The sequence below is a fragment of the Paenibacillus sp. MAHUQ-45 genome (assembly GCF_058133325.1).
The window spans coordinates 37,888-62,111 of sequence record NZ_JBYUPV010000004.1 but is presented as its reverse complement, the minus strand read 5'-3'; the positions used below and the strand labels follow the sequence as shown (position 1 = coordinate 62,111).

20 protein-coding genes are annotated in these 24,224 nt (G+C 51.6%); 1 reads left to right on the top strand and 19 read right to left on the bottom strand.

Translation table 11 applies throughout. The annotated features are described in order from the left end of the window. Nucleotides 1-424: 424 nt before the first annotated feature. The 7 genes from AC3Y23_RS11145 to AC3Y23_RS11115 form a co-directional block, all read right to left on the bottom strand. Nucleotides 425-2,356 (bottom strand): amino acid ABC transporter ATP-binding/permease protein, encoded by a 1,932-nt coding sequence (locus AC3Y23_RS11145; RefSeq protein ID WP_379198725.1) that lies wholly within the window; start codon nucleotides 2,354-2,356, stop codon nucleotides 425-427. After that, the gene (locus tag AC3Y23_RS11140) at nucleotides 2,353-4,236 is read right to left on the bottom strand and encodes an ABC transporter ATP-binding protein/permease (RefSeq protein ID WP_379198723.1); all 1,884 of its coding nucleotides are present in this window, start codon (nucleotides 4,234-4,236) and stop codon (nucleotides 2,353-2,355) included. The genes AC3Y23_RS11145 and AC3Y23_RS11140 overlap by 4 nt, the downstream gene beginning before the upstream one ends. After that, nucleotides 4,236-5,252, bottom strand: a complete 1,017-nt coding sequence (cydB, locus tag AC3Y23_RS11135; RefSeq protein ID WP_379198721.1) for a cytochrome d ubiquinol oxidase subunit II — start codon at nucleotides 5,250-5,252, stop codon at nucleotides 4,236-4,238. Before cydB ends, AC3Y23_RS11140 begins: the two co-directional genes overlap by 1 nt. Then, on the bottom strand, nucleotides 5,239-6,642 hold the full coding sequence (locus AC3Y23_RS11130; RefSeq protein ID WP_379198719.1) for a cytochrome ubiquinol oxidase subunit I: 1,404 nt from the start codon (nucleotides 6,640-6,642) through the stop codon (nucleotides 5,239-5,241). The genes cydB and AC3Y23_RS11130 overlap by 14 nt, the downstream gene beginning before the upstream one ends. A 224-nt stretch (nucleotides 6,643-6,866) precedes the next feature. After that, nucleotides 6,867-7,097, bottom strand: a complete 231-nt coding sequence (locus AC3Y23_RS11125; RefSeq protein ID WP_066377880.1) for a cold-shock protein — start codon at nucleotides 7,095-7,097, stop codon at nucleotides 6,867-6,869. Between the two features lie 187 nt (nucleotides 7,098-7,284). Next, nucleotides 7,285-7,485, bottom strand: a complete 201-nt coding sequence (locus AC3Y23_RS11120; protein ID WP_039878010.1) for a cold-shock protein — start codon at nucleotides 7,483-7,485, stop codon at nucleotides 7,285-7,287. A 290-nt stretch (nucleotides 7,486-7,775) separates the two neighbouring features. Continuing rightward, nucleotides 7,776-9,017, bottom strand: a complete 1,242-nt coding sequence (locus AC3Y23_RS11115; protein WP_379199341.1) for a S1C family serine protease — start codon at nucleotides 9,015-9,017, stop codon at nucleotides 7,776-7,778. Between the two features lie 344 nt (nucleotides 9,018-9,361). Between AC3Y23_RS11115 and AC3Y23_RS11110 the strand changes: the two genes are divergently transcribed. Next, on the top strand, nucleotides 9,362-9,568 hold the full coding sequence (locus AC3Y23_RS11110) for a hypothetical protein (protein WP_379198716.1): 207 nt from the start codon (nucleotides 9,362-9,364) through the stop codon (nucleotides 9,566-9,568). Here the strand turns inward: AC3Y23_RS11110 and AC3Y23_RS11105 are convergent. From AC3Y23_RS11105 to AC3Y23_RS11050, 12 genes are all read right to left on the bottom strand, one after another. Then, the gene (locus AC3Y23_RS11105; protein WP_379198714.1) at nucleotides 9,537-10,343 is read right to left on the bottom strand and encodes an MBL fold metallo-hydrolase; all 807 of its coding nucleotides are present in this window, start codon (nucleotides 10,341-10,343) and stop codon (nucleotides 9,537-9,539) included. The two genes, AC3Y23_RS11110 and AC3Y23_RS11105, sit on opposite strands and share 32 nt — an antisense overlap. A 112-nt stretch (nucleotides 10,344-10,455) precedes the next feature. Beyond that, complete coding sequence (gene yycI, locus AC3Y23_RS11100) at nucleotides 10,456-11,193, bottom strand: two-component system regulatory protein YycI (RefSeq protein ID WP_379198712.1); 738 nt, start codon at nucleotides 11,191-11,193, stop codon at nucleotides 10,456-10,458. A gap of 26 nt (nucleotides 11,194-11,219) precedes the next feature. After that, nucleotides 11,220-12,542, bottom strand: coding sequence for a YycH family regulatory protein (locus tag AC3Y23_RS11095; protein ID WP_379198710.1), 1,323 nt, complete (start codon nucleotides 12,540-12,542; stop codon nucleotides 11,220-11,222). Further along, on the bottom strand, nucleotides 12,539-14,368 hold the full coding sequence (gene walK / locus AC3Y23_RS11090) for a cell wall metabolism sensor histidine kinase WalK (RefSeq protein ID WP_379198708.1): 1,830 nt from the start codon (nucleotides 14,366-14,368) through the stop codon (nucleotides 12,539-12,541). Before walK ends, AC3Y23_RS11095 begins: the two co-directional genes overlap by 4 nt. Beyond that, nucleotides 14,365-15,102, bottom strand: coding sequence for a response regulator YycF (gene yycF, locus AC3Y23_RS11085; protein WP_379198706.1), 738 nt, complete (start codon nucleotides 15,100-15,102; stop codon nucleotides 14,365-14,367). Before yycF ends, walK begins: the two co-directional genes overlap by 4 nt. A 150-nt stretch (nucleotides 15,103-15,252) precedes the next feature. Beyond that, the gene (locus AC3Y23_RS11080; protein ID WP_379198704.1) at nucleotides 15,253-16,827 is read right to left on the bottom strand and encodes a peptidoglycan DD-metalloendopeptidase family protein; all 1,575 of its coding nucleotides are present in this window, start codon (nucleotides 16,825-16,827) and stop codon (nucleotides 15,253-15,255) included. A gap of 308 nt (nucleotides 16,828-17,135) precedes the next feature. Beyond that, a complete protein-coding gene (locus tag AC3Y23_RS11075) occupies nucleotides 17,136-17,807 on the bottom strand; it encodes a hypothetical protein (protein WP_379198702.1) in 672 nt (223 codons plus the stop codon). A 168-nt stretch (nucleotides 17,808-17,975) separates the two neighbouring features. Next, complete coding sequence (locus AC3Y23_RS11070; RefSeq protein WP_379198700.1) at nucleotides 17,976-19,262, bottom strand: adenylosuccinate synthase; 1,287 nt, start codon at nucleotides 19,260-19,262, stop codon at nucleotides 17,976-17,978. A gap of 216 nt (nucleotides 19,263-19,478) precedes the next feature. Next, complete coding sequence (dnaB, locus tag AC3Y23_RS11065; protein ID WP_379198698.1) at nucleotides 19,479-20,840, bottom strand: replicative DNA helicase; 1,362 nt, start codon at nucleotides 20,838-20,840, stop codon at nucleotides 19,479-19,481. Between the two features lies 1 nt (nucleotide 20,841). Next, nucleotides 20,842-21,288, bottom strand: coding sequence for a 50S ribosomal protein L9 (gene rplI / locus AC3Y23_RS11060; RefSeq protein ID WP_379198696.1), 447 nt, complete (start codon nucleotides 21,286-21,288; stop codon nucleotides 20,842-20,844). Beyond that, nucleotides 21,285-23,291, bottom strand: coding sequence for a DHH family phosphoesterase (locus tag AC3Y23_RS11055; RefSeq protein ID WP_379198694.1), 2,007 nt, complete (start codon nucleotides 23,289-23,291; stop codon nucleotides 21,285-21,287). The genes rplI and AC3Y23_RS11055 overlap by 4 nt, the downstream gene beginning before the upstream one ends. Nucleotides 23,292-23,302: 11 nt before the next feature. After that, complete coding sequence (locus AC3Y23_RS11050; protein ID WP_379198692.1) at nucleotides 23,303-24,220, bottom strand: DUF2232 domain-containing protein; 918 nt, start codon at nucleotides 24,218-24,220, stop codon at nucleotides 23,303-23,305. Nucleotides 24,221-24,224: the final 4 nt, after the last annotated feature.

Sequence of the window (24,224 nt, the reverse complement as noted above, 5' to 3'; positions counted from 1 at the left end):
TAATTTTGGAAATTATACCCGATAATATAAGAATGCTGTTGCAAATATTACTCGGAGGATTCCAATGTTCATAACGATAGGATACGTCTCTTTTAGTCTGTTCACTGCAGGCCTCTTTATATTCCGGGCTATCAAACAAAAGTTCACCAAGTACTACAGAGAGAATGTAGGGTTACTCTTTTCATTCATAATAGTAGGCCTTAACCTCAAGGCTCCCATTGAAATAAAAACTGTATGCACTCTACTACTCCTGTTAACATTCATGTACGGAACTACCCAAAGATAACCCCTATTGCAACGCTGTGAAAAAATAACCCCGTCAGACTTTTACCTGACGGGGCTTTATCTTGATCTGTATTCCGCTTCGGGTTACACTTCCACTCTCAATCTCTTCCATGATCCAACGACTTTACACGTCTTCTTATTAGCCCAGGAACTGCACCGGCCGATCCAGCTCATACAATCTACGGTAACGCGGCTCCTTCTCCAGCAGCTCAGCATGAGTGCCGCGCATTTCGACAGTTCCATTCTCCATAAAAATCACTTCGTCCATCAGTTCCGCACCCACAAGGTGGTGCGTGACCCAGACCAGCGATTTTCCGGCCATTGCCTGGAACATCGTCGCCAGCAGCTCGCGCTCGGTGCGTGGGTCGAGACCCACGGTGGGCTCGTCGAGCACGACGACCGGCGTATTCTGGAGCAGGATGCGCGCTAGCGCGATCCGCTGCCGTTCGCCGCCGGAGAAGCGCTGCCCGGCTTCGCGGACGGGCGTGTTATAGCCCTCCGGCAGGGAAGAGATCAGGCTGCCCAGCTTCGCCAGCTCGCCAGCAGCCCGGATCTCTTCCTCGGAAGCCTGCGGATTCCCCAGCCGGATATTGTTCGCCACTGTGGTGTCGAACAAGTGCGGACGCTGATTGAGCACCGCAATCAGCGAAGGGATGTCGTCGCCGTAGGACGCGGCGGCCCGCCCGTTAATCTCAGCCGTACCTTCCATCGGCTGAATCACACCCTGAATGACCTTCAGCAGCGTCGATTTGCCCGCTCCGCTGCGTCCGATGATCGCGATCTTTTTCCCCTGCGGGATATCCAGGCTTAGATCGCGGACAGACCAAGCATCATCGGTTCCGTACCGGTAGCCGACATTCTCCAGCCGGATGTGAGTCTCAGCCATACTACCATGTAGGCTGTGGCCTTCATTACTAGCTTGCCCCGTAGTCGTCGAAATGTCGCGCCCACCAACAGTCACTCTAATTTTCGCTATTCCAGCACTTTGCATACGTACTTCGTCCAATGCTTCTGTACTACTTCCAGCCGCTGACGCTACTTCCAATGCACCAGCACTTACCGTACGGGCTCCCTGCGCATTCTTTTCTTTCACTATAGCGCTCTGCGTGAGCACCCCATCCTTCTCCTCCACCCCGGACAAGCGCTCCAGCGAGTTCCGGTACTGCGGAATCTTCTCCACCGCTTCCGAGACCGGCAGGAAGGCATCCGCCACTGGAAAGACCACCAGCACGAACGCTGCGATCAGCGTTCCAGCAATGGCTCCGTTAGCATATTCTCCCCCTGCCCAGTAAAGCATCGACAGCACGCCGATCCCGACAATAGCCTGCCCGATAAACATCCGCAGACGGGCCCAGCCTCGCAGCCAGCCATCGGTACGAGCCACTTTGCGCTCATCGGATTCATAGGTCTCTACAAACTGGCTTTGCCGTCCGCTGATCATCCAGTCGCCCATGCCTAGTACAGCATCGGTCAGCTTCTGGTAGAGACGGTTACGCTCCTGCTTCACTTCACGCTGCCGTCTTTGTGTGAACAACAGCGAGACCAGTGGCAGCACAACCACCAGCACCAGAATGTACAAGCCCATCAGAAGCGCGAAGGCCAGATCGAAGGTACCGAGCGCTATAACCGCTCCGCCATACAATAACAGCGCGATAATACTAGGAAAGACGGTACGCAGATATACGTTCTGCAAATATTCAATATCGTCGGCCAGCATGCCGAGAATGTCGCCAGTCCGAAAACGTGAGGACAAGAACAACGCTTGTGGCTCCAGTATATGATACAGGCGGACACGCATCTTGGACAGAATCCGCAGGATCGTGTCATGACCGACCAGCCGCTCCACATAGTGGATCACTGCCCGGCTTGTTCCGAAGGTGCGCACACCGACGATCGGTACATAGATCATTAATATATTTTCCGGCGGGATGGATGCCTTGGAGATCAGGAACCCTGAGGTGTACATCAGAGAAGAAGCCGAGAACACCGTTAGTGCCCCAAGGATAATAATCAGCACAAACCGCCAGAAGTATGAAGATACATAAGGGGCAAACCATCCTTCTCGTTTCAATGGATTCCCTCCAATTGCGATTGAATAAGCTCATAATAGGCACCCTTGCGAGCAATCAGTTCCTGGTGGGTGCCAGTCTCAGCTACTTGCCCCTGCTTCATCACGACAATGAGGTCCATATCGACCATCCAGTGCAGGCGATGTGTCGCGAGGAAGACCAGCTTCCCGGCAAACAGTGGAAGCATCGTTTCCTTGAGCTCGTACTCTGTTTCAATATCCAGATGGGCGGTCGGCTCATCCAGCAGCATAATCGGGCGGCTGCTGAGCAGAGCGCGAGCCAAAGCCACCCGCTGTTCCTGTCCGCTGCTGAGGGAACGACCTCCCCCGCCGATCATTTCGTCTAGTCCACTCGGTAAAGAATCTACCAATCTCGATAATCCGGCTTCGCTGATGACTCTGCGAACATCCTCTAGCGAGGCTTCCGGGTAATAGAAGCGCACATTATCTGCAAGCGTACCACTGAAAATATAAGGCCGCTGCGGGATATAAGCGGTCTGCTTCCGCCAGGCTTCGTCTGTCAGCGAACTAAACGTGTTATTGCCCACGGTAATACTGCCAGAAGTAGGATGCAGAAAGCCGCCCAGGATATCCACCAATGTGGACTTCCCTGCTCCACTCTCCCCAATAATGCCGATCTTGGCCGCTCCAGCGAACCGCAGATTGACCCCTTCCAGTGAGGATGGACCGCCTTCTTCATACTTCACGCCAACGTCATTCAATTGTAAGATGGCATCGTTAGTCCAAGCAAAGTCGGAAGCAGCGGACGGCTTCCCCACAGGGGCGGTGTCAGCAGTTTCAGCGCGACCAGCACTATCGGCATTATCAGCACTACCAACACTGCCAGCACTACCAACACTGCCATCACTACCAACACTGCCATCACTACCAACATTAATAACACGTCCAGTTCCACCCTCCGTCAGCTTCACCGCCTGCACGGTCTCCCGGTCGATAATACTCTTCATGGCCTCACCCGCTTCCTTCCCGTCCAGCGTAGCGTGGAAGTCTGCACCCACGAGCCGGACCGGCAGGAAATACTCCGGTGCCAGGATCAGAATGGTCAGCCCGGTGACCAGCGTCATCTGCTCATTGACCAGCCGCAGTCCAAGACTAACGGCTACAGAAGCTACCGAGAGCATGGTGAAGAAATCCAGTGCGAAAGAAGATAGAAACGCCACACGCAAGGTGCGCATCGTGGCCGAGCGATAACGATCGCTCACCTGGGCAATACTCTCGCTATGACTACGACTGCGACCGAGAAACTTCAGCGTCTCTAACCCCCGCAACGAATCGACAAAGTGATTCGACAGCGTCCGATAGGACTTCAGCTGACGATCCATTTGTTTACGCGCAGTCATACCGATCAAGATCATGAAGACAATAATGATCGGCATCGTCACGGTGAGAATCACGCCGCTTGTCGTATCTTGCGTGTACACATAGACGAGCACCAGCAGCGGTGTGACCGACATGCCGACCATCCGTGGAATAATCAGCTCCAGATAAGTGCGGAACTTCGTTACGCCTTCCAATACCAGTGTAACCAGCGTGCCGGTTCCCCGGTCGCCTGCCAATCTCGGCCCTAGCTGGAACAGCTTATCCATCATCTGCTGCCGCATGCTGCTTCCGGTGGCTTCCGCGAACCGGTAGGATACCCTGCTCATCAGCAGAGCGCACACATGGCGCACCAGAAACGCAAGAAGGAACAACAGGGAAGTACCCCATTGTTCCTTCAGCGGTGCTCCCGCAAACAGCGCAGAGACAACTTCCGCCAGCCATTTGGCCAGTAGAAGAATGGACAGGCTTTGCACCAGGGTTAGGAAGCCGACGATCAGGAAGACCGGCTTAACTCCTTTGTACCCAAGCAAATTTTTATCCATTAGTATTCAAGATGCTCCTTCTCGTGAACCCGTTTGTGAAAGATAAAATAACTCCAAATCTGATAACCTAGTACGAACGGTAGCAGCGTCAACGCCACAATCGTCATGACCTTCAGTGAATAGTGTCCGGAAGCCGCATTCGTGATTGTCAGGTTGAACGCCTGATCAATAGAGCTGATCATCACTCGTGGGAACAATCCCACGAAGATGGAAGCCACCGACAGAGCGAATACCGCTCCCGTCATGCCGAATGCCCAGCCGTCCTTCTTTTTCAACATGAAGTAGCCCGCCAGTACATATGCAATAATACCCAATATTACTATACTCAGAAGCAGTGTTCCACGCTTTTCAAAAATATCAGTCATGAAGTAGGTCATGACCACAAAACTCAGCAGCAGTACGCCGAGTGGAATCAGCAGCTTCTGTCCTAGTTTGCGGGCCCGAACCTGTAGATCGCCAATCGTACGCAGCGTCGTGAACATCAGGCCGTGTACCAGACAGAGCAGAACTACTGTAATCCCGGCAACTACGGTGTAGATATTGACGATATCCGTGAATCCGGCATACATCTGCATGTTCGCGTCAATCGGCAGGCCCTTGATGAAGCTTGCAAAGACAACAGCCAGCAGGAATGGCGGAAGGAAGCTACCAAGGAAGATGCAGACATCCCAAGTTTTTTTCCAGGCCAGGGAATCGCGCTTGCCCCTGAATTCAAATGCTACACCCCGAGCGATCAGCGCCAACAGCGCGAACACAAAGGGAATATAGAATCCACTGAACAGCGTCGCATACCAGTTCGGAAAGGCCGCGAACATCGCGCCCGCACCAGTCAACAACCATACTTCATTGGCATCCCAGAATGGCCCGATCGAGTTGATCAGCACCCGGCGTTCCGTATCATTCTTGGCCAGGAACTGTGTTTCCATTCCTACGCCAAAGTCAAAACCCTCCAGGAAGAAGAACCCGATGAACAGAACCGCAATCAATACAAACCACAATTCATTAAGAGAAAGCATGGGATCCCTCCTTGTTATATGGATCATGCGAATCGCCGTGATCGTTATCCATCGCATAAGGACCTTTTTTGATAACTTTGATGAACAAGCCGACCAGTACCAGACCCAGAATTAAATAGATTGTTGTAAAAGAAATCACTGAGAACAGTACCTGTCCGCTAGTAATATTAGGCGACACACTGTCTTTGGTCTGCATCAAGCCAAATACGGTCCACGGCTGACGACCAAATTCGGTCATGATCCAGCCCGCTGTATTAGCGATTGGTGGAAGCAATAGTCCCCATAACATGAAGCGCATGAACCAGGTGTTCGGACGATCCATCTTTTTACGCCAAATCAAGTACATTGCATACAGACCAAGCACCATCATTAGCGTACCCGCAGCGACCATGATCCGGAAGCTCCAGAAGGTAGTCCGTACCGGAGGGATATAATCCCCAGGTCCATACTGCTGTTCATATTCTGCCTGCAATTGGTTCATCCCTTTAACTTCACCGGAGAACTTACTGTAAGACAGGAAGCTAAGCAAGTATGGGATTTTGAATTCACCACTGTTGGTCTTGTTCGTAGGGTCAATACTCGCCCACACCGTCCAAGGTGCAGGATCGCCGCTATCACCCCATAGTCCTTCAGAAGCCGCCATCTTCATCGGCTGAGTCTCTACCAGGTATTGTGCCTGGGCATGTCCTGCCACTGCTACACCCACAGAAGAGATAATGCCGACAATCGCCGCAATTTGGAAAGATTTCTTAAAGAAAGATACTTCCTGTTTCTTCAGCAGCTTGTAGGCACTGATACCCGTTACAAGGAACGCGCCTGTAGCGTAGGCCGCCAGCACCGTATGTGGGAACTCCACCAGCAATTGTCCGTTCGTAATGAGAGCGAAGATGTCATTCATTTCTGCACGCCCATTGTTGATCTCGAAGCCCACCGGATGCTGCATGAAAGAGTTCGCCGCTAAGATCCAGAAGGCTGACAGCATCGTACCGAGCGCAACCATCCAGATGGAGAGCAGATGCACCTTCTTAGAGACTTTGTCCCAACCGAAGATCCACAGCCCGATAAATGTAGACTCCAGAAAAAAGGCCAGAAGAGCTTCCACGGCCAGTGGTGCACCGAACACGTCACCGACGAATCGTGAATAATCTGACCAGTTCATCCCGAACTGGAACTCCTGCAGAATACCTGTAACTACCCCGACCGCAAAATTTATGAGGAACAGCTTTCCCCAGAATTGCGCCATTCTCTTGTACTCTTCATCGCCTTTTCTTACATACATAGTCTCCATGATCGCAATCAAAAGCGCTAGCCCAATAGACACTGGCACAAAGAAATAGTGAAAAATTGTCGTCGACGCAAATTGAATACGTGACAGCATGATTGTATCCATATTTCTCCCCTTCCCTTTCCCTTATCAATACGTCTATTTTGTCAAAAATTTTAAGGGTAACGTGTGATGTAAATCACATTATACGCTCTAATTTAGCTATAAAAATATAAATTTTGTGACAAATATCACAAAGTAGTGACAAGAAAGCAAAAAAAATAAGACGGTTTAACCGTCTTGGAGTTTGTGCGTTATTCTATACTAGGCTTGGCTCATAAAGGCGCCCGTCACGTAATGGAAATACCTTTCTTCAGCGACTTTAGATCACCGTTGGAATTGAGCAGCAGCGGCAGCATCTTCATACTGCGGACCATCGGAGCGTTGCAGAGACGACAAGAAGGTACAGTGTCAAAAGCAAAATTGTCCCTCATCCATCCATTGCACCCCTCGTTCGTACAGGCCCAAATCGCGGTATTCTCTTCCGGGATTTCCTCCACGGGTTTCTTCCGGTAGTTCATTGCCGTTCCTCCTTCCTTTATGCCACAAGTGGATTAACGATACATGATACCCCAAAATGTTAAGATTTATGCTTACACCTCTATAATAATAAGAAAAGCCCCAATACGGAGCCTTTACATAGGTGTTGAATTCTGTTAAAAAAAGACCGTCCCAACTTTCAACAAGCGGGGACGGTATCTTCTATTATTACAGTTTTACAACGTTTTCGGCTTGTGGACCACGGTTGCCTTGAACAACGTTGAATTCAACGCGTTGGCCTTCGTCCAAAGTTTTGAAGCCTTCGCCAGTGATCGCACTGAAGTGTACGAATACGTCGCTACCGCCTTCAACTTCGATAAATCCGAATCCTTTTTCAGCGTTGAACCATTTAACTGTACCTGTTTGCATGTGTGTAACCTCCACAAATTTAAATTAATATGTTCTTTTTATCTTCAAACAAAGAAAAAATTCACACATTGAAAAAGGTTGTATATTACTTAAATTGACAGCCCTTTTCAACGCGAGAATTAGGTATCAAATGTATGATTGTTTTCATAGTACCACACCTGCGGAGTAAAGGCAAGCTGACCCATCCGAATATCTCCGTTTTTTCCCACAAAAGGCTGACTTCCCAATGTAAGGGCTGTCAGCCTGTCTGGTCATGACTGCTGTATCATTATATACCATTTCTGAAGGTTTTATTCCTCAGGTTTCTCCAAAAGTTTTACCGAGACCTGCTTCAGAACCCCATTTCTGTAAAAAGTGATCTGCAATTCGTCACCGATCTTGGTGTGATTATACAAATACTTCCGCAGTGAAAGGGTAGAAGTAATCGGCTCTCCGTCAAATTTTGTGATAACGTCATTGAACTGGAGGCCCGCAACCTTTGCCGGTCCAACAGCATCGAGTACAACTACACCATCTTTAACCGCCGCAGGCAGGTTCAGTTCCTTGCGTTGATCTTCAGCCAGCGGGACATATGGATTGTTCAGATCCACAGTGTAGACACCGAGATAGGATCGTGCGATTTTCCCCTTGCTGGTTAGCTCCTCCGCCGTCTCCATAACATGATTGGCCGGGATGGCAAAGCCAAGCCCTTCTACACCAGTATCCGAAATTTTCATCGTATTGATCCCGATTACCTTGCCGTTGAGATCTACCAGCGCACCACCACTATTGCCTTCATTGATAGCCGCATCGGTCTGGATGACCTCCTGCTCCCAGTCGTATACACCATCCTGGTTGAGAGAGACCGGAATCTTCCGCTCCGTGTAACTTACAATGCCAGAAGTCAGCGTGTCACCAAGACCAAGCGGATTGCCAATGGCTATGACGGTCTCTCCAAGACGCAGCTTGGAGGAATCGCCAATCTGGGCCACGGTGTTGATTCCCTTGGCGTCAATGGACAACACAGCAATATCGCTTACCTTATCTGCGCCGACCAGTTCGGCTCTGCGGGTCTCCCCAGCCACCGTAACAATCTCCAGCTTGCCTGCTCCCTGAACGACATGGTTATTGGTAATGATGTAGGCCTTATTCGTATCTTTCTTATAAATAACTCCGGAGCCCAGTGAGGACTGATCCAGAATATTCTGTTCCTTGTTATCTTCCTTGTGGTTAACGATACTTACTACGGCAGGACGGACCATCGCCGCCGCCTGAATAATACGATCATAAGGATCGCCACTGCTCGGCGTCACGTTCTCAATGACGGTTGAGCTTTTTGCTCGCTCCGGCGCCCATTGCCCGGTCACCAGGCTGAACAGCAATACTGCTACCACCGCACTGATTACGGAGCTAACTGCAGAGATCTGCCATGTTGAGAGACTACGGCGCGATCTGCTAGTACGCCACCCGCGTGAAAAGCCTTTGGATTTGTCCTGTTCTCTGCTCCGCCGTGGTACCTTCGTTGAATAAAAATCATCATCAAACAATCCCAACTGTAATCCTCTCCCCTCTATTGCTACTGCATTCATACCTGAACGCCAAGCAACACCCGAACGGCTTCGTACTCTTTCAAGACTCCAAAGAGTGCCAAAAGGTTTCACTTTATCCATTCACCCAAATAGGCGGATTCCAAGCGTAGGGGTCTCATATTCTTTCAATCAGGGAATATTTTACGACTTAAAAGACTACAATAGTAGAAAGCTCCAATTGTCACTTACGCCTAAACGCTCTGTATTGATTGTATCACAGGCGGGCACGCTTTCGCGGCTTTTCCGCCGTAATTATTCTGCACATTTTTCCCAAACCCCTATCTCATCCCCAAAGGAAGTGCAAAGAAATGGAATCCTCTTCACTAAACATGGATTTGGTGCAATTTATCGGTAAGCTTGGTGATTTGAAGGATGAGCATTACCATATGACACATGCCCTCAGTGCCGTCATCGAGCTGTTGATCGACAAGGGCCTGATCACTCGTCAGGAACTGGAACACAAGACATCCGAACTGGACCAGCTTATGGCTGGCTCACCGTATCCCATGGCGTAGGGCGGTCATAATAAGTCTCGCATAGTTTAAATTCGCTGTCTTTGTAGAAGCAACCCCGGTCCTCCATGGCGCCGCGCACAGACATCTTCGCTAGATCCATCATATTATGATCCAGGCTCAAGTGCGCCAGATAGGTGCGTTTCGTCCGCCCCGTCAGGATCTCACTCAGGGCTGCGCCCGCAGCTTCGTTGGAGAGATGGCCCATGTCGCCGAGAATACGGCGTTTGGTGTTCCAAGGGTAGCGTCCCATCCGCAGCATCTCGATATCATGGTTAGCCTCTAGCACCAGCACATCGGAATCGGCAATCGCCATCCTTACCTTATCGCTGACATACCCCAGGTCTGTAGCTACGCACAGCTTCTCTTTGCCATCATAAAAGTTGTAGCCCACCGGCTCTGCGGCATCATGGGAGATTGCGAACGACTCCACACGCAGACTGCCGAAATCCCTCTGCTGTCCGGTCTCCATAATCACGCGATGATGGTCCGGTATTTTCCCGATGCCCTTCTCGATGGCTCTCCAGGTATTGGTGTTGGCGTAGATGGGCAGCTCATATTTACGGGCCATAGCCCCGAGCCCCTTGATATGATCGGAATGCTCGTGGGTCACCAGAATCCCGTCAATATCCTGCCCGGTCAGCTCACGCATGCCCAATAGCTCGTCGATCCGCTTCGCACTAAGACCCGCATCAATCATCAGCGTTGTCTCCCCATTGCGTACCACGGTCACGTTACCTGTAGAACCACTGGACAATACTGAAAAAGATATCCCCATGTTTACTACTCCTTCTATCCTGAAATCACGATATTTCTATATTTCACTAGAGAATATCGGTCTCCCATGAAATTCAATCCTCTGATGGTGCCGCCAAGGCGGCAGAGAGGTTCTAATCTGTTGTCTTGGGACTGATGATGTCCGCGCTGATGGCGTCCACATAATAGGACTTGCCATTCTCCAGCATGAACCGCCACATCGGGGCAGCCACCTGGCTTTCGGAATTGAACAATTCCCCGTAATAGCCCAGCTGAATTTCCTTGACTGCCGTGTCCGGAGGAAAATATTTCTCAATCAGACTGCTCAGGGCGTTAGACGCCGGAAGCACCTTCTGCACATCCTCATTGCTGCCCAGCCCTATCTCGATTTTGGGACTTCGGTACGCCACAATCTTCTGGTTGTTGTAGATTAACTCCAGCCTGACCCTAAACAGCGGCCATTCCTTCTTCACCAGCGGATGCAGCACGAATTTGCCCGCTCCGCTCTCCAATGGATCGAACTGGTAATTAGAAATATCAGGTATTTCATTTTGCAGCTCACGACTAAGCTCAGAGAATGTAAAGATCAGCTTACTGTCTATCGGCCGCTTGAGCAGAACTGGCTGCTCGCTCTGCTCATCCCCGGAGTAGCGGTATGTAATGCCAGGAAGCTGCGGCGTTGCCGCCGGGATTGGGCACAGAATACGGATTCCCTTCTGCTCCATCACTTGCTGTGTAGTTTCGGAGAGGGAAGTGAAATCCAGATTGGCGCTGACCTGATCGCGTAGGTCGATCCACAGTTGATAACACAGCAGCATATTCAACAGTAAAAAAGCGTAGATCAGCACATTTTTGGCTCTTCCCCAATCCATCTCCGTTCCTCCTTCAAGTGAATAGCTTAATCCAGCGTAAACATACTGCCGTCACGCAGCGTAACCTTCCATACCGGCACCAGCTGCAGCTTCTCTCCCTTCAGCGAAGGGATATAGGCCGGTGTTAAATCCTGAATCGGCGAGGTCTTGCTGACTTGGGCCAATCGGCTAAGCAGTACTTCGCCCCCCGATAGCTCGGCCACCTTTTTCACCGCCTGATTCTCGTTCAGATACAACAGAGAGCGCTCATAAGAAGAGACAGTCCCCTTCTGCAGTTCCAAATGAATCACACCGAATTTCAGCTCCGGGCGGTTCAGGATCGGATAGGAGCCGTAAGGGTAAGAACCATAGTATTGTTGAAAAGATACCCGTCGCTCCTTGTTACCGTCCCCTATTGGCAGTTGGTCCTGCGTTTCGTCTTCCGCCGCAGCCAGCCGATAGGTTCCATTCCAGCCTCCATGCTGGTTCACGAAGTCCACAGCTTCCAGCGCATCCTTCGCAGGCGTACTCTCCCCGGCTGGCAAGGCCGCCGGATCACTGTAACTCATCCAGTTCTGCTCTTGATCCACCTGGAGACTGCGCTTACTGTCTGTATAGATCTCCGATCCGTCCTTCTCGCGAATATACCGCGTGCTGCTGGTATCGAAGAAGAGATTGCTCTGCATTTGCTCAATAGTATACAAACCAGAAGGAATTTCGACCTCTACCAGCGACAGCTTGTCTGTCGGTACATAATAATCGCCGTTCGCCGTCGTATATAGCGTCCAGTTCTTGCCGAAATCCACATGCTGCTGAACGTCCTGCACGGTCAAGTCGGCTTTAGCCGCCTCATAGACGATGTCGCCTCTCGTACTGAAGAAGATGGCATGCGCTTTGGAATCATTCTTGACATTGTAGATCCAGATTCGGTCGATGCTCTCCCCGGCGAACAAGGAATCGGGCGAGAGCTGCATCACCCGTTGCAGCAGCGTTACAGGAATCCCTGCACCGAAGGAAAGCTCAATGCCCGGGTTCTCTTTGCGGATCTTATTCCAGTCGAAGTCGTCCACCGACCGGCGCTGGAAGCTCTCGAAGGTGCGGCCCTTCAACCGATTGATGATCAAGTTGTAGAACGTGGAGCTAGGATAAAACAGCGTATGCTTGTCCTCGCCCATATGAATAATCATCTTGTCGGGATAGAGCAGGTTCTCTACCTTTTCCTCCGGTCCCATGTTGTCTGTCTTTACATACAAATTCTCCGACATCACCGCCGAGTCGCTGCCCGGCAAGCGATATATCAGATAATAGCTCTCTACGAGACTGCTGAGGACGAGCAGCGCAAGAATCCATGTCTTTACTCTCTCCTTCACGCTTCACTCCCCCTTTGCTCGTTCAGAGGCAGCGTGAAGGTCACCTTCGAGCCTTGGTCGACTTCAGATTGCAAGGAAATAGAGCCTCCGTGCGCCTTCACAATTTCCCGGGCAATGGAGAGTCCAAGACCGGTTCCCCCCATGTTGCGTGAGCGGGCCTTATCTACCCGGTAAAAGCGTTCAAAAATGCGCTCAATATCCTTCTTCGGAATCCCGATTCCGGAATCTCGCACAGAGATCGATAGCATCCCTTCTTCATTCTGCAGGGCTTCCAGCTCAATACTGCCGCCCTCGGGCGTATACTTGAGCGCATTGGACACCAGATTGCCCAGCACCTGATCAATCTGATCACGGTCCAGCCAAGCGGAAGCAGCCTCCTTGCGCACCTTCGTACGGATATTGATCCGCTTCTGCCGGATCTGGAAGGAGAAACGGTCTGCCACATCCTCCAGCATCTCGGCCACATCCGTCTGCTGTATACGCAGAAGAGCCTCCTTGGAGTCCAGCCGCGATAGATGCAGCAGATCCGTTACGAGCCGGATCATCCGCTCTGTCTCATTGCGGATGACTCCGACAAAGCGGGCAGCCAGCTGCGGATCATCCAGTGCGCCGTCATCCAGCGCCTCGGCATAGCTCTTGATCGTCGTGAGCGGCGTACGCAGCTCATGCGATACATTCGCCACGAACTCGCGGCGGGATTCCTCCAGGTTCTCCTGCTCCGTGACATCCTGGAGCACGGCGATCGTTCCTGCGATCCCGCCTTCCCGGCGGTGGATCGGCGTGAAGGTGACCCGCACAATATTAGGGTCACCACCGTCCATCGGCAACAAACGGAGCATGGCCGAATGGGCATTGTCACGCGGCAAGGCTCCGGCCTGCTCAGGGTCCAAGCCGAGTAGTTCATTCAAGGGCGCCCCCTCTGGGAGCGGCCCTTCGGCACCCAGCATCAGCGCGGCGCGGCGGTTCATCAGAATGACCACGCCTGTCTCGTCGGTTGCCACCACGCCGTCGCTCATGTTCGTCAGAATGGAGGCCAGCTTCTCCTTCTCTTCCTCATTCTGTGACAGCGCCTCATGCAATCGGCCTGTCATATAGTTGAAGGCCTGACTCAGCTGACCGATCTCGTCATTGCCAAAGACGGGCATTTTCCGGTTGAAGCGCCCTTCAGCCACTGCCGTAGCATGACGAGTCATCTCCTTGATCGGCTGTGTGAATGTGTGGGCAATGATAACGCCAAGCACCGCCGTAAGGGTCAGCGCAAGTAATAGGCCGGAGATGAATACACTGTTAATCCGGCTCATCGTGGCATAGAGATCCTTCATATCGGCAGCGATATAAATAGCGCCCACGACTTTACCGCCGGAGAGTACCGGCTTTGCAACGACCTTCTTGCGTACATTGTCATCGCCGATAATATATTCCTCATTGTCGCTAATGCCTTGAAGGGCACGGCTGACCACGGTCTGCGTATTTCGCTGACCTACATAGTCATTCTGTGAAGGGACAGACGTCGTGATAATCTTACCGTTGGCATCCAGCACCTGTATTTCGGCACCGTTAATGTAGAGATTGTTCACCATTCCGCGCAGACTCTCTACCGCTGTCTCCTCATCGATGGTACCAGCCTCACTACCGAACTTGTCTGCAGTCAGAATGGACAGCATCTCGGCTCTCGCCTTGAGATCCTTCGTAAAGTTGTCGGTCAGTGAATTTTTCATCGAGCTGACAAAATAGACGCCGATCAGTTGCATCGCAATCAAGATCAGCAGGACATAAATGATAATGAACTTGGCTTGAATCGTCCGGAAAAAGGACAGTCCCTTCATCCTAACCCTCCGTTTTTGGGGCTATGCATCAAATAACCAAGACCGCGTCGGGTAAAGATATATTCCGGTTTGCTGGGGTTCTCCTCAATCTTCTCCCGCAGACGCCGGATCGTAACATCCACGGTCCGCACATCACCGAAGTATTCAAAGCCCCAAACGGCCTGTAGCAAATGCTCCCGGGTCATGACCTTGCCAGCATGGCGGATCATATAGTAGAGCAGCTCGTACTCCCGATGCGTCAGATCGAGCGCTTCTCCATCTTTATAAACCATGTACATATCCGTATCTATAAACAAATCGAAATGGTGAATGCCCTGCTTGGCTACAGGAGGCTCGTTACTGAGCGTCTCTGCCGCACTGGGCTTGTGCTGCCGCCGCATCTGCGCCTTAACCCGGGCCAGCAGCTCACGCGTGCTGAACGGCTTGGTTACATAATCGTCGGCCCCCAGCTCCAGCCCGAGTACCTTGTCGATCTCCCCGTCCTTGGCTGTGAGCATTATGATCGGAATATCCAGATGGGCCGAGCGTACCTCCCGGCATACATCCATCCCGTCCTTGCCGGGAAGCATCAGATCCAGCAGCATAAGATCGGGCCGTTTGGACAAAGCCAACTCTACTGCGCTATTGCCATCAAAGGCACAAATGACCTCATAGCCTTCTTTTTCAAGGTTAAATTTCAAAATATCAGCAATAGGCTGCTCATCGTCCACAACCAGAATCGTTCCCATCTGCATATGCGGCTTCACCTTTCTCTCTGTACTTGCTTACATTCCTTTATTCTAACATACCTGCCGTGGCCTCACATCCTCCCAATTAAGCAGTCTGCCGAGGGAAAACAGAAGCCGCCCGAAGGAAGTCTCGGACGGCCTGTTAGAAGATATGAATTATTTTAAATACTTCATAGGATTCAATGCCGATCCGTTCTTACGGATCTCGAAATGCAGATGCGTACCTGTGGAACGTCCCGTGCTGCCCATGACGCCAATCGTCGCGCCCTGCTCCAGACGCTGTCCCCGGGATACAGCAATACTGCTGAGGTGGCCATAATAAGTCTCATAGCCATTGTTGTGATTAATAATCACTACATTGCCATAGCCGCTCTGCACACCCGCAAAGGACACCGTGCCGGCATCCGAGGCCTTGATCTTCCGATTACCGGACACCAGATCTACACCCTTATGGGCACGGCCCCACCGTTCACCAAAGCTGCTGGAGATCGTAGCCCCGCTAACCGGCCATGCAAACATACCCGATGATTGCATGGCCGCTTTGATGCCAGAGGCTTGCACGGCCGCTTTGGTGCCAGATGCTTGCTTGGCCACTTTGGTGCCCCGGTATACAACCTCCGGGAGTGAGTCCTTCAGCACCGTCTGGCCCAGCCATTCCTCCTGCACCACGACTCCGTTCTCCTTAGTCAACCGGTACTCCATCTCTTTAAGTCCGGTTTGTCCGGGACGAACCACCTTGCTCTTCCCGGCTTCCAACAGATCGCTTGTACGCACGATCACTTCCGGTTCCGTAACAATCTGCTCGGACACCTTCTCTACCGTTACAACGGTAAGCTCCGGCTGGGGTACCGTGAGCTGCAGCTCATCCCCGATCTGTAGTGTCAATTCCTTGACCCCAGGATTGTTACGGAAAATATCAGCCTGTGTGATTCCAAACCGCTTGGCGATAGCCGAAATGGTGTCACCTTCCTGAACCTCATAAATCAGCGGAGCATCCTTGCCTTCCGTCAGCACCTTGATCGCTTCTTCCACGCCCAGCACCTTGTTCGGGTCTGCTTTGGCTGGTTCAATCGTCACTTGTTCACGAATCTTCGCCGATCCCACCAGCTCCGGTGAGGCTTTAGACCCAGAGGCCACCGCTTTCCCGCTCGCCGCCGTCCGCTTCAGCTGAGCGCCTTGTGATGCTCCCGTTTCTGGTACATAATGCTGCTTCACACCTTGCAACACGGCATTAGCCGTTTCCTGATCCTTAACGATGCCGACGGCTTTACCGTTCACCATCAGCTGTACACCTACCGCGTAGGCTTTGAGCATGCCATCCAATTTCTTTAGAGTGGCTTCGCTTTCAACCTTAGGCTTGTAAGCCTGATCAGGCTTCGTCGTAATCCCGTCCGTCTGTACAACCATCAGCGCTCCTGGGTACTTAGTCTGATACTCCAGTCTCTTCTTCTCGAATAGGGCGGACAGCTCACCGGTGTCACCGATTGTACCGATCTCCTTGTCACGCAGCATTACCCGGTAAAAGGACTCCGTGTTAGCAGCAACGTACTTCTTCTCTGCATTGATGGCAAAGATGGTGAGCAGCGCCACCCCAGCTAAAGCCAGTGCCCAGTAACGCCACCGTCTTCGGGGCTTTCTTTCTTCATGAACATCCTTCACACCGGACTCCGCAGGCATCTCCGCGCTGTTCTGCAGCTTCCCCACCCGGCGTATTAACTTGAATCCTTTCATGAAACTCTCCCTTTCAGCTTGCATCTCCATGCCGCAGGTCAGCGACCAAGCTTAAAATTGCGATCCCATGTGTATCCTCTGCTGTATAAATTGCTGCTTCTATGCTGCATCGATTTGTATGGTTCTCTCTAGTCTGTAGCTACGAAAAAAGGTTACAAAATATTAACCTTATTCAATCCTTGTCTACTTTAACATAGCCAGCCGAGGATTTTCAACTTTACTGACATGGAAAAACCCGCTGAAAACGCGGGTTTTTTCCAGTAGTATAGGCTTTACAGGGTAATTTCGTGTCCAAATAATGACAGATTTCAGTGCAGCGAAGTTTCCGGCACCGTAGGAGTAAGCATTTTCATCAACTCATTATATTCCTTGGGGTCCACATACTTGGCGATAACCGCCTGAATTTCCTTGACCTCCGCCTCCGTCAGTCCGTCCTCCATCATAACGGAGATCTTCTGCATTTCCTCCTGTGGCAGCTTGTTCATCAGGATATTGAAAATGTTAACCTTCTCTGCAGACGGCAAATTGTCCTTCAGATCACGCATAGCCTCCGGGGTCATCACCAATTGCTGGTCCAGGGCACTTCCCCCTTGGTTCTGGGCATCTGCGGACTCGCCAGCAATCTGCCCCATGACAGGGAGCGCATCCTCTGGTACCTTCTCCTCCGTGGGCTTGTCGCCACTGGCCGGGGAACTTGATGGTTTTGGCGTATCCTTGTTGCTACCACTCTTGCCCTTATCCTGTGTCGCTTTACCCTTGTCCCCGTTCACAGCTTCTGCCACAGCAGGCTTTTCCTTCGTCCCCATCAGGCTCCGCATCATCCCGACAATGCCAGGTGCAGGCTTTTCCAGCTTGATGTCAAAGCTCGCCAGCACCGATTGAATGTAGGCATTCACCACAACCCCCGTCGTCAGGATTGAAAGGGTGCTTGCCAGCACGACAATCATGCATACGGCTAGCGTACGTTTTACCAGTCTCATATTTACCACTCCCTTAGTGTCTGTTCAACGCTGATCCCTAAGGATCATGCCGCTTCTACATCCATCTCTCCAGTATTGACGGGAACAGGCCTCGGGAAACCTTGAGGTAGCTATGAAATCAGGAAAAAGACAACAAAAAAAGAAGCCTCTAAAGAGGCCCCTTTGACATTAGATATAGATTGGCAATACTTGATTTGTCTGTTCACGGTTGCGTCCTACGGAGAAGATCGCAATCGGAATACCTGTCAGCTCCGATACACGCTCAACATATTTGCGAGTGTTCTCAGGAAGATCAGCCAGCGTCTTCGCACCTGTAATATCCTCGCTCCAGCCTGGCAGCTCTTCATACACTGCTTCGCATTCAGCCAGCATCTTCAGGCTTGCAGGGTAGTGTGTGATGATCTCGCCACGGTATTTGTAGCCTGTGCAGATTTTAACCGTCTCAAGACCGCTCAGAACGTCCAAGGAGTTCAAAGACAAGCCGGTAATTCCGCTAACCCGACGAGCATGACGTACCACGACGCTGTCGAACCAACCTACACGGCGAGGACGACCTGTAACAGTACCGTACTCATGTCCGGTCTCGCGGATCGTATCACCGATAGCATCGTTCAGTTCAGTTGGGAACGGGCCGTCTCCAACACGGGTAGTGTAAGATTTGGCTACCCCAATAACTTGTTGAATCTTCGATGGACCCACGCCGGAGCCAATGCACACGCCACCTGCGGATGGGTTAGAGGAAGTTACGAACGGATACGTACCTTGGTCGATATCCAACATAACCCCTTGTGCGCCTTCGAACAGCACTTTGGAGTCGTTATCGATGGCATCATTCAAGACAACCGAGGTGTCTGTCACATACTTGCGCAGCACTTCAGCATAGCCGAGGTATTGGGTCAGAATTTCCTCAACGTCCAGTGCTTCCGCCCCATAGACTTGAGTAATGATCTGATTCTTCTCTGTCACCAGATGGCGCAGGCGTAATTCGAACTCTTCAGCATCCATCAGATCTGCAATCCGGATACCGTTACGGGCAGCTTTATCCATGTAGCAAGGGCCGATCCCTTTGCGGGTAGTTCCGATTTTGTTCGGGCCTTTACGGTCCTCTTCCAGTGCGTCAAGCAACATATGATATGGCATGATTACGTGAGCACGATCGCTAATAACCAGATTCTCTGTGTCAAAGCCGTTCTCATGAATATAATTAATTTCCTCGATCAGCGCTGCCGGGTTGATAACCATCCCGTTGCCGATCACGCAAGTCTTCTCTTTATAAAATACACCTGATGGAATAAGGCTCAACTTGAACTTCTTACCGTCAATCAGAATCGTGTGACCGGCATTGTTGCCCCCCTGATACCGGGCGACCACATCTGCGCTCTCCGCCAGAAAGTCAGTGATTTTCCCTTTACCTTCGTCTCCCCATTGTGTTCCCACGACGACTACTGTTGACATGTTCATTCCTCCGTAGGTGCTCACAAACAGCACCATTATTTTTCATAATATGGGCCCTTAACAATGATATTATGTACGCAGCCCTTGCGGGTGCTTCAGCGGTTTTTCCCGTTAAAGCACAATAATCAGTGTACCAGTCGTCATTTTTAAAGTCAAATAAAAACGAACGATTATACATCGAAATGTACAATCGTTCGGGTATTGTCAGAATTAGGTTTAACCTGCAAATGGTTCTGCATGAGCTCGCTCATAGTTGACGAACTTGTTGAAATTCTTAAGGAATACCAGCTCTACCGTACCCACTGGTCCGTTACGCTGCTTGGCAATGATAATCTCGATAATGTTCTTCTTCTCGGTCTCCTGGTTGTAATAATCGTCACGATACAGGAAGGCAACGATATCGGCATCCTGCTCGATAGAACCCGATTCCCGCAAGTCACTCATCATCGGTCGTTTATCCTGGCGCTGTTCCACACCACGACTGAGCTGTGACAGTGCAATAACCGGCACATCCAGCTCACGGGCAATCATCTTCAGGGTCCGGGAGATTTCCGAGACTTCCTGCTGACGGTTCTCGCCGGCCTTGCCGCGCCCTTGAATCAGCTGTAGATAATCGATCAGGATCATGCCAAGTCCTTTTTCCTTTTTCAACCGACGGCATTTGGAACGAATATCCGTGACTGTAATCCCCGCCGTGTCATCAATATAGATCTCAGCCTCTGACAAGGACTGAATTCCCATTGTCAGCTTGGACCAATCATCGTCGCTTTTGAAGTCACCAGTACGCATAAGGTTGGCATCCAGGTTCGCCTCGGCACAAATCATCCGCTGTACGAGTTGGGCTGCACCCATCTCCAGACTGAAAATAGCAACGGTCTCTTTGGCACGAACCGCGACGTTCTGGGCGATGTTGAGCGCAAAGGCCGTCTTCCCTACGGAAGGACGTGCCGCTACGATGATAAGGTCATTCCGCTGGAAGCCGTTCGTCATCTTGTCCAGATCGGCGAACCCGGAAGGGATTCCTGAGGTGTTACCCTTATTCTGATGGAGCACCTCAACCCGCTCGAAGACTTCCATCAGGACATCGCGGATGGCGACGAACCCGCTGCCGCTGCGGCGGTTGGAGATTTCCAGAATCCTCCGCTCGGCATCGCTCAGCATATCACCGACATTTTCGCCGCCCGTATACCCCTCGCTCACAATTTGCGTCGCTGTACGAATCAACCGTCGCAGCATCGCCTTCTCTTCGATAATCTGTGCGTAATAATCCACGTTGGCCGCAGTCGGCACCGCATGTGCCAGCTTAGCCAAGTAGCTGACACCTCCGATATCCTCAAGCTCGCCCTTATCCTGCAGCTTGGCGGTCAGCGTAACAAGGTCAATCGGCTGGCTCTCTTCTCCGAGCTGCACCATCGCTTCAAAGATCATCTGATGCGGTTTATCGTAGAAGTCTTCGGTGTTCACCCGCTCCATTGCGGTAATTAACGCCTCGTCCTGGAGTAGAATCGCGCCGATGACAGCCTGCTCTGCCTCCAGATTCTGCGGGGGAATCCGATCGAAAAAGAGATCTCCGCCCATCTTACTCCTCCGTTACCTGAACCTTAAGCGTAGCTTTTACTTCCGTATGCAGCTTCACACTTACCTGGGTTACGCCCAGATGACGAATAGGTTCGTTCAACTCAATTTTGCGTTTATCCACGGTGATGCCGTTTGCGGAAGCCAAGGCTTCTGCAATCTGTTTGCTGGTAATAGCACCGAACAAGCGGCCACCTTCGCCAGCTTTGGCCTTCATAGTCAGCGTCAGCTCGTCCAGCTTCTTGCCAAGGTTCTGAGCTTCTTCCTTCTCGTTATCCTTGCGGCGCTGTTCAGCAGCAGCCTGATTCTCCAGCACCTTCACATTGCCCTCCGTAGCTGGGCGAACCAGACCGCGTGGCAATAGGAAGTTAGTAGCGTAGCCTTCAGATACCTCTTTAACCTGACCTTTTTTACCTTGTCCCTTAACATCTTTTAAGAAAATGACCTTCATTCGAACAGACCCTCTTTCGCTTCAATTTCTGCCAGCACCTTAAGCAGTCTGGCCTCTGCTTCCTTGCAGTTCCCTTCCAATTGGACGGCGGCATTCGATAAATGCCCGCCTCCGCCCAGCTTCTCCATTACGACCTGCACATTCATCCGCCCAAGTGAACGGGCGCTGATACCGATCAGGCCGTCAGGCCGCTCGCTGATGACGAAGGACGCTACCACATTGGTCATGCCCAGCAGCGTATCCGCCGTCTGTGCAATTAGAAGCTGGGGAATCTTCATCCCCGGCTGAGTCACTACCAGCGCAATATGGTCGTAGACCATCCGCGCATGCTTGATAATCTCCGCCTTAGAGATGTATTCTTCCAGATCCTCTTTCAGCATTCGCTGGATAAGGATCGTATCCGCGCCGATCCGGCGCAGAAACCCTGCGGCTTCGAAGGTGCGCGATCCGGTATGGAGCGCAAAATGCTTGGTGTCCACCGTGATTCCCGCCAGCAGCATCGTCGCTTCCAGCGGGCTTAGCTGAACCTTGTCATGGATGTATTGCAATAGCTCCGTGACAAGCTCGCAGGTGGAGGAAGCATATGGCTCCAGGTACACGAGCACAGCTTCGTTGATGAATTCCTCGCCCCGCCTGTGGTGATCGACAACCACAATCCGGCTGGCGTGTTGCACAAGCCGTGGTTCCATCGTCATCGATGCCTTGTGGGTATCCACCACAATCAGCAGGGTATGCTCCGTCATGATCTGCAAAGCTTGCTCCGTGGAGATGAAAGACTTGTGCAGCTCCTCATCCTTGCGGATCTGTTCCAACATACGCGTGATGGACGGGTTAGGCCCTTCCAGCACAATGTTGGCCTCCACGTTGTACATCTGCGCGGCCTTGAGCAGGCCAATCGATGCCCCGACGGCATCGATGTCTGGCGTCCGGTGCCCCATAATCAGCACCCGGTCGCTCTCCTGCATCAAATCACGCAGTGCGTGGGCGATAACCCGCGCACGCACCCGAGTCCGCTTCTCTGCGGCGTTGCTCTTGCCGCCGTAGAAGGACAGCCGCTGGCCGGACTTGACGGCCGCCTGATCGCCGCCCCGCCCCAGCGCCATGTCCAGGCTGGACTGGGCCAGCGCCCCAAGCTCGCTCGCAGAGTCTGCCCCGAAGGCCAGCCCGATGCTCAGCGTCATCGGCACCTTCAGATCAGCGGTCATCTCCCGCACTTCGTCGAGAATGACGAACCTGCTCTCCTCCAGTGCCTGCAGGCTGCGGTGATTCAGCAGCATGAGGTACCGCTCTGATGAAAGCCTCCGCAGGTATACCTCATACTCCTTGCTCCACTCAGTAATCTCGCTCGTTACCTTGGCAATCAGTGAGGTCCGCTGCTGGTCATCCATCCCCTGCGCCGACTCGTCCAGATTGTCCATCATTACTATACCTAGGGCAAGCTTCTCGCCCTCATAACGTTCACGCAGAACAACAAGCTCGGTAATCTCATATAGATAGAGCAGGCGCTCACTTGGGATTATCACCACCTGGTAATACCGCTCATCCACGGTAATCTCCACACGGTGGTCCTTTACCGCCCCGTCTTTGACAACTTCACGCTTCCCCTGTGCGCTTCCTGCGAGGGAAGGCATCAGATCGGGAAGGAGTTCCTGAAGCGACTCCCCAACCAGTGACTTACGGGCAAAGATATCGCCCGCATTCCGGTTGTGCCATTCTACCGTGCGGTCCTCGCTATAGAGGATAATCCCGAGCGGCAGCATACTGACCGCTTCCCCTTCTATCCGCTTGATGCGAAACGACAGACCGTTGATATACTCCACCAGATTCCGGCGGAATGAGATCTCCGCCTTCAGCATCGTGAAGCACAAGGTGCCTGCCAGAAACAGGCTGACGATCCCCAGAGCCCAGTTATAGATGCTCACGATTATGATAAGAACCAGCAGCAGCATGAACGCCCAGACGGTATGATAGCCGTGCCAGCGTCGTTGCAGAAATTTAGGCATGACCTCTCACCCTATCGTTTCGATTTCGTCACAAGCTCGCGCAGCGGGAACACCAGATCAATGATACCGATGATCCGTAGCGGCGGAAGCAAGATAACAGGAACCGCCAGCAAAATTGGCATCACTTTATTCCATTTCCGTTCATGCGCCAGAAAGAAGAAGAATCCGATGGCCTGAATCATAAAGCCGATTCGCAAAAGTGGCAGCAGATTGGCGGCGATCATGAGCATATAGTTGTTTTTTGAACCCGAGAACATCAGTTGAATCACAATTCCAATCAGATAGTACCAGATAAAAGATCTCGGCAGTCTCCATTCCCGTGCAGGCTTGAGCTTCGGAACCGCATAATCCATGCTGTTCAGGATAGGACGGACAATGGAGTGGGTAATAACAGCAATCATGAAGGAGCTGACAATAAGTGTCATCGGAATCATCTGGATCGTCATATGACTGATCATCCGCACATCTTCAGACGAAAAGCTCAGATCGTTCAGAAGTGGATTGGTCGTGCCGAGCTGCGACATTGGTGAAGTCACCATTTCCAGCACATCATTCACATAGCCAGTCAGGTCAAAATGGAACAGCGTTGTTCCCAGAAGGAGCATAAGCAAGAACTCACCAAGAATGGTGACTGTCCCTGCCAGCAGGGTGGACATTGCCGAAGCACGCCTTTTGTACCATCTGCCCATCACCAGAGCGGGAATCAAGAAATAGAGCGCAATCAATAAATATACCGGGGTAATTAAAGCAATAATCAGCAGAACCGGCACTACATGCAGAATAAACTGCTTGGTACTGAGGCTGGTGAACAGCACTACAGCCGGAACAATCATAAATAATGTGGTGATAATGAGCAGCGGGGTCGATAGAGATAGCAGCAGGAGCAAATAAGCAATACTCCACGCCACCGATGTCCAACGAAATTTCAAAAGT

Excerpts from the sequence above, each read along its gene's own strand:
- AC3Y23_RS11055 (WP_379198694.1), bottom strand. The coding sequence starts at position 23,291 with ATGCCTAAATTTCTGCAACGACGCTGGCACGGCTATCATACCGTCTGG.
- AC3Y23_RS11080 (WP_379198704.1), bottom strand. The coding sequence starts at position 16,827 with ATGAAAGGATTCAAGTTAATACGCCGGGTGGGGAAGCTGCAGAACAGC.
- yycI (WP_379198712.1), bottom strand. The coding sequence starts at position 11,193 with ATGGATTGGGGAAGAGCCAAAAATGTGCTGATCTACGCTTTTTTACTG.
- AC3Y23_RS11130 (WP_379198719.1), bottom strand. The coding sequence starts at position 6,642 with ATGGATACAATCATGCTGTCACGTATTCAATTTGCGTCGACGACAATT.
- AC3Y23_RS11120 (WP_039878010.1), bottom strand. The coding sequence starts at position 7,485 with ATGCAAACAGGTACAGTTAAATGGTTCAACGCTGAAAAAGGATTCGGA.
- AC3Y23_RS11075 (WP_379198702.1), bottom strand. The coding sequence starts at position 17,807 with ATGAGACTGGTAAAACGTACGCTAGCCGTATGCATGATTGTCGTGCTG.
- dnaB (WP_379198698.1), bottom strand. The coding sequence starts at position 20,840 with ATGGGCGGAGATCTCTTTTTCGATCGGATTCCCCCGCAGAATCTGGAG.
- AC3Y23_RS11125 (WP_066377880.1), bottom strand. The coding sequence starts at position 7,097 with ATGAACTACCGGAAGAAACCCGTGGAGGAAATCCCGGAAGAGAATACC.
- AC3Y23_RS11140 (WP_379198723.1), bottom strand. The coding sequence starts at position 4,236 with ATGGATAAAAATTTGCTTGGGTACAAAGGAGTTAAGCCGGTCTTCCTG.
- walK (WP_379198708.1), bottom strand. The coding sequence starts at position 14,368 with ATGAAGGGACTGTCCTTTTTCCGGACGATTCAAGCCAAGTTCATTATC.
- AC3Y23_RS11110 (WP_379198716.1), top strand. The coding sequence starts at position 9,362 with ATGGAATCCTCTTCACTAAACATGGATTTGGTGCAATTTATCGGTAAG.
- AC3Y23_RS11105 (WP_379198714.1), bottom strand. The coding sequence starts at position 10,343 with ATGGGGATATCTTTTTCAGTATTGTCCAGTGGTTCTACAGGTAACGTG.
- yycF (WP_379198706.1), bottom strand. The coding sequence starts at position 15,102 with ATGCAGATGGGAACGATTCTGGTTGTGGACGATGAGCAGCCTATTGCT.
- AC3Y23_RS11070 (WP_379198700.1), bottom strand. The coding sequence starts at position 19,262 with ATGTCAACAGTAGTCGTCGTGGGAACACAATGGGGAGACGAAGGTAAA.
- rplI (WP_379198696.1), bottom strand. The coding sequence starts at position 21,288 with ATGAAGGTCATTTTCTTAAAAGATGTTAAGGGACAAGGTAAAAAAGGT.
- cydB (WP_379198721.1), bottom strand. The coding sequence starts at position 5,252 with ATGCTTTCTCTTAATGAATTGTGGTTTGTATTGATTGCGGTTCTGTTC.